Source organism: Sandarakinorhabdus oryzae (assembly GCF_009733735.1).
Lineage (GTDB): Bacteria > Pseudomonadota > Alphaproteobacteria > Sphingomonadales > Sphingomonadaceae > Sandarakinorhabdus > Sandarakinorhabdus oryzae.
Window position 1 is genome coordinate 1 of the sequence record NZ_WNJP01000244.1, and the last position, 3,143, is coordinate 3,143.

A 3,143-nucleotide genomic window follows, 5' to 3' on the forward strand; every position below is an offset into this window, starting at 1 on the left:
CAGCTCGGCGCCGATGTGCCGCCGGTCGCCGCCGCGCCGGCGCCGCTCGCCCAGGCTGCCTGAATTCGCCAGTGGACAGGCCGGCCGGGTGTGCGCCACCCTGCCGGCCATGACTGACGCCATCTTCGATTTTCCCGCCGCGCTCGCCGCCAACGCCGCCGCCCGGCCCGACCAGCCCGCCGTCATCTGCGGTGCAGACCGGCTGACCTGGCGCGACTTCGTTGCCCGGGCTGACAAGCTGGCCGGCACCCTGGCCGATCATGGCGTCAAACCCGGCGACAGTGTTGCCGCGATCGCGCTGTCCAGCGTCGATTATGCCGTGCTGTGGGCCGCGGTGCTGCGCCTGCGTGCCACCATGGCGCCACTGGCGCCCAGCTCCACGCCCGAACAAATTGCGGCCATGGTCGCCGATTCGGGCGCGCGCTTCGTGTTCGTCGATGCGCCCAATCGCGCAGAGTTCGGTGCCGTGCTGGCCGGCAAGACGCTGGTTGATCTGGATGCGCTGAACCGCTTCATCGATCCCACCGCGCAGCCGCCAAAGCTGGCGCCGCTCGATCCGAAGGCCGGCTTCAACATCATCTATTCCAGCGGCACCACCGGCACGCCCAAGGGCATCGTGCAGAGCTGCTCCATGCGTTCGCTGCACATCACCGGCGCCCGCCGGCTCGGTTACGGCGCTGACAGCGTCACCCTCTGCTCCACCCCGCTCTATTCCAACACCACCTTGGTCAGCTTCATCCCCACCCTGGCCTGGGGCGGCACCGTGGTGCTGATGCCCAAGTTCGACACGGCGAAATGGCTGGTGGAGGCCGAGACCCATCGCGTCACCCACGCCATGCTGGTGCCGGTGCAATATCGCCGCCTGCTCGCTGATCCCGGCTTCGATGCGGCCGACCTGTCGTCGCTGCAGATGAAATTCTGCACCTCCGCGCCCTTTGCCGCCGAGCTGAAGGCCGAAGTGCTGCGCCGCATGCCCGGCGGCCTGATCGAATTCTTCGGCATGACCGAGGGCGGTGTCGGCTTCATGCTCGTCGCCCACGAACATCCCGACAAGCTGCACACTGTCGGCCAGCCGCAACCCGGCCACGAAGTGCGCATCATCGATGAGGACGGCAACGACGTGCCGCCGGGCACGCCGGGCGAAATCGTCGGCCGCTCGCCGGCCACCATGAACGGCTATCGCAACCGTCCCGACCTCACCGCCAAGGCCTATTGGATCGATCCGACTGGCAAGGAATGGCTGCGCACCGGCGACATCGGGCGATTGGACGAAGACGGCTTTCTCACCCTGATGGACCGCGCCAAGGACATGATCATCTCCGGCGGCTTCAACATCTATCCCTCCGATATCGAGGCGGTGCTGCTGACCCTGCCGGGCGTGGTCGAAGCCGCCGTTGTTGGCGTCGCGTCGGAGGCCTGGGGCGAAACCCCGGTCGCCTTCGTGGTGGCGCCGGGCAGCGATGCCGAAGCCCTGCGTGCCGCCGCCAACGCCAAGGTGGGCAAGACCCAGCGGCTGGCGGCGGTCGTGCTCGTCGACGAACTGCCGCGCAGCCACATCGGCAAGGTGCTGAAGCGCGAGCTGCGCGACAGTTTCAGCGGCAAGGTTGCCTGACTGTCATTTGACTGATCACTCAAGAAGTCAGACGCTTGAATGGTTGTTCAAGCGAAAGGGGCCCTTGAGTCGATGACTGCACCCATTCCCAACACCGCCACCCGCATCGTCGATGCCGCCATGCAGCTGTTCGGCGAGAAGGGCTATGGCTCGACCAGCGTGGCCGACATCCTGGCGGCGGCCAACGCCAACAGCGGCAGCCTCTATCACGCCTTTCCCACCAAGCAGGATGTGCTGATCGCCGTGCTGCGCCGCTATCTGGAAGGCATCTGGCCGATGCTGCTGGCGCCGGCCTGGGAAGGCGTGGCCGATCCGGTCGAGCGCATCTTCGCCCTGCTCGATCGCTATCGCGAGCTCTTGAAGATCACCGATTGCAGCTTTGGCTGCCCGATCGGCAGCCTGGCGTTGGAGATCCACGAGCCCGACCCGCCGGTGAGAGCATTGCTCGCCGCCAATTTCGAGGCCTGGGTGGCGGCTGTGCGCACCTGCCTCGATGCCGCCGCCAACCGCTTCCCGCCCGAGGTTGATCGCCAGGGCCTGGCGCAACTGGTGCTGAGCGTGATGGAAGGCGGCGTGATGCAGGCCCGCACCCATCGCAACCTTGCCAGTTTCGATGCCGGGGTCACGGCGCTGCGCCATTATTTCCGCCTGCTGGAACGCCAGGCTCGGGGGCTGCGGCCATGAAGGCGCTGCTGATCGCTGCGGCCCTGCTGGCCGCCCCGGCGTTGGCTGCGCCGATGACCGGCGATGTCCACAACGCGCCGCTGCCGGCCAACGTGGTCGATAGCAGCTTCGTCGCGCCTGACGGCAGCCGCACGCTGCAATTGTCGATGGTGATCAAGGCGCCGGTGGCCGTGCTGTGGAAGGCGTTCGTGGATGCGGGCGAGTTCCAGAAATGGAGCGCGCCGGTCGCCGCCATCGATCTGCGCACCGGCGGCAGCATCGAGGCCAGCTATGATCCGAAAAAGCCGATCGGCGATCCCGACAATATCCGGCACCGCATCCTGACCTATCTGCCCGAACGGCTGCTGGTGTTCCAGAACGTGCAGGCGCCCTCGGGCCTCAAGGGCCGCGAAGCGCTGGCCCGGGTGGTCGCAGTGCTGGAGTTCACGCCGCTCAAACCGGGTGTCACGCGCGTGCAACTGTCACAGACTGGCTGGGGCGATGATCCGGCCTCGAACGGCCTGTATGGCTTTTTCCAACGGGGCAATGCCCAGGTGCTGGCGCACATGAACGCGACCTATGGCGGCAAGGGGGGAGCGAAATGAACCAGCTCACGAGGGCAACACTGATCGGCACGCTGGCGCAGATCGCCATGGTGGTCGCCGGCCACTTCATCCCGGCGGTGGCCAGCCTGTTTGCCGTGGGCGGCATGGGCATTTCGGCACTCGCCGGCTGGGCGGCGCTGAAGGGTGAACCGGCCAGCCTGGGTCGCGCGGCCGGGGGCGGCGCGCTTGCCGGCGGCATTGGTGCCGCGCTTGGCATCGCGGTATCGGTAGCGCTGGGCGATGTGCCGCCCAGCCTGCTGGCG

General features: G+C 67.4%; 4 protein-coding genes. All 4 read left to right on the top strand.

The annotated features are described in order from the left end of the window. Positions 1-109: 109 nt before the first annotated feature. The gene (locus tag GJ693_RS14950; RefSeq protein ID WP_235902966.1) at positions 110-1,612 is read left to right on the top strand and encodes a class I adenylate-forming enzyme family protein; all 1,503 of its coding nucleotides are present in this window, start codon (positions 110-112) and stop codon (positions 1,610-1,612) included. Between the two features lie 72 nt (positions 1,613-1,684). Then, positions 1,685-2,296, top strand: coding sequence for a TetR/AcrR family transcriptional regulator (locus GJ693_RS14955; protein ID WP_156257056.1), 612 nt, complete (start codon positions 1,685-1,687; stop codon positions 2,294-2,296). Further along, positions 2,293-2,880 (top strand): SRPBCC family protein, encoded by a 588-nt coding sequence (locus tag GJ693_RS14960; protein WP_156257057.1) that lies wholly within the window; start codon positions 2,293-2,295, stop codon positions 2,878-2,880. The genes GJ693_RS14955 and GJ693_RS14960 overlap by 4 nt, the downstream gene beginning before the upstream one ends. Next, positions 2,877-3,143 (top strand): hypothetical protein (locus tag GJ693_RS14965; RefSeq protein WP_197042245.1); only part of this gene is annotated, 267 nt, incomplete at its 3' end. The genes GJ693_RS14960 and GJ693_RS14965, both read left to right, overlap by 4 nt.

What these genes read in the sequence shown, in the direction of transcription:
- GJ693_RS14950 (WP_235902966.1), top strand. Translation starts at nt 110, where the DNA reads ATGACTGACGCCATCTTCGATTTTCCCGCCGCGCTCGCCGCCAACGCC.
- GJ693_RS14955 (WP_156257056.1), top strand. Translation starts at nt 1,685, where the DNA reads ATGACTGCACCCATTCCCAACACCGCCACCCGCATCGTCGATGCCGCC.
- GJ693_RS14960 (WP_156257057.1), top strand. Translation starts at nt 2,293, where the DNA reads ATGAAGGCGCTGCTGATCGCTGCGGCCCTGCTGGCCGCCCCGGCGTTG.